Here is a 2,344-nt window from a genome sequence, read left to right as displayed (position 1 = left end):
CTCGATCACTTCAGATGAATCAGAAGTTATAATCAATGCAGACCCTGCGATTACTGTTCAACCGCTAACCACCCAAACGATTTGTGTTGGTGCTACACCTACAGATTTATCGGTAACTGCTTCAGGCGGAGTTGATGGATTAACCTATCAATGGCAAAGTTCTAGTACAAGTGGTAGTGGTTTTAGTGATATTGCCAGTGCTACCAGTTCAACTTATACACCAGTTACGACAGCTTCAGGTACTACCTATTATAGAGTGATTATAAACGATACGGGATCAGGGTGTAACTCAGTTACTTCAGATGAATCAGAAGTTATAATCAATGCAGATCCAGCGATTACTGTTCAACCGCTAACCACTCAAACGATTTGTGTTGGTGCTACACCTACAGATTTATCGGTAACTGCTACAGGTGGTGTTGATGGATTAACATATCAATGGCAAAGTTCTAGTACAAGTGGTAGTGGTTTTATTGATATTGCCAGTGCTACCAGTTCGACATATACACCTGTTACTACAGCTTCAGGCACTACCTATTATAGAGTGATTATCAGCGATACGGGATCAGGGTGTAACTCAGTTACTTCAGATGAATCAGCAGTTATAATCAATGCAGATCCAGCTATTACTGTTCAACCGCTAACCACTCAAACGATTTGTGTTGGTGCTACACCTACAGATTTATCGGTAACTGCTACAGGTGGTGTTGATGGATTAACATATCAATGGCAAAGTTCGAGTACAAGTGGTAGTGGTTTTATTGATATTGCCAGTGCTACCAGTTCGACATATACACCTGTTACTACAGCTTCAGGCACTACCTATTATAGAGTGATTATCAGCGATACGGGATCAGGATGTAATTCGATCACTTCAGATGAATCGGAAGTTATTGTCAATGCGGATCCTGCTATTACTGTTCAACCGATAGCAACTCAAACGATTTGTGTTGGGGCTACACCTACGGATTTATCGGTAACTGCAACAGGTGGAGTTGATGGGTTAACGTATCAATGGCAAAGTTCAAGTACAAGTGGTAGTGGTTTTATTGATATTGCTAGTGCTACCAGTTCAACCTATACACCCGTTACGACAGTTTCAGGCGCTACCTATTATAGAGTGATTATAAGTGATACGGGATCAGGATGTAATTCGATTACTTCGGATGAATCGGAAGTTATAATCAATGCAGATCCAGCGATTACTGTTCAACCGATAACCACCCAAACGATTTGTGTTGGTGCTACACCTACAGATTTATCGGTAACTGCTACAGGCGGAGTTGATGGGTTAACCTATCAATGGCAAAGTTCAAGTACAAGTGGTAGTGGTTTTAGTGATATTGCCAGTGCTACCAGTTCGACATATACACCCGTTACGACAGCTTCAGGCACTATCTATTATAGAGTGATTATAAGTGATACGGGATCAGGATGTAATTCGATTACTTCGGATGAATCGGAAGTTGTTATCAATGCGGATCCAGCGATTACTGTTCAACCAATAGCAACTCAAACGATTTGTGTTGGTGCTACACCTACGGATTTATCAGTTACCGCTACAGGTGGGGTTGATGGATTAACCTACCAATGGCAAAGTTCGAGTACAAGTGGTAGTGGTTTTATTGATATAGCCAGTGCTACCAGTTCGACATATACACCGGTAACTACAGCTTCAGGTACTACCTATTATAGAGTGATTATAAGTGATACGGGATCAGGATGTAATTCAGTTACTTCAGATGAATCAGAAGTTATAATCAATGCAGATCCAGCAATTACTGTTCAACCAATAGCAACTCAAACGATTTGTGTTGGGGCTACACCTACGGATTTATCGGTAACTGCAACAGGTGGAGTTGATGGGTTAACCTATCAATGGCAAAGTTCAAGTACAAGTGGTAGTGGTTTTATTGATATTGCTAGTGCTACCAGTTCAAGTTATACACCAGTTACTACAGTTTCAGGTACTACCTATTATAGAGTAATTATAAGCGATACAGGATCAGGGTGTAATTCAGTTACTTCAGATGAATCGGAAGTTATTATCAATGCAGATCCAGCGATTACTGTTCAATCGCTAACCACCCAAACGATTTGTGTTGGCGCTACACCTACGGATTTATCAGTTACGGCTACAGGCGGAGTTGACGGACTAACCTATCAATGGCAAAGTTCGAGTATAAGTGGTAGTGGTTTTATTGATATTGCTAGTGCTACCAGTTCAAGTTATACACCAGTTACTACAGTTTCAGGTACTACCTATTATAGAGTAATTATAAGCGATACAGGATCAGGATGTAATTCAGTGACTTCAGATGAATCGGAAGTTATTATCAATGCG

General features: G+C 40.7%; 1 protein-coding gene. It reads left to right on the top strand.

Annotated elements, in window-relative coordinates:
• On the top strand, window positions 1-2,344 hold a 2,344-nt coding region (locus BVC87_RS23635), incomplete at both ends, for a hypothetical protein (protein WP_200799231.1).

It is taken from the genome of Tenacibaculum agarivorans (assembly GCF_001936575.1).
GTDB lineage: Bacteria > Bacteroidota > Bacteroidia > Flavobacteriales > Flavobacteriaceae > Polaribacter > Polaribacter agarivorans.
This window is presented reverse-complemented; position numbering and strand designations above follow the sequence as displayed.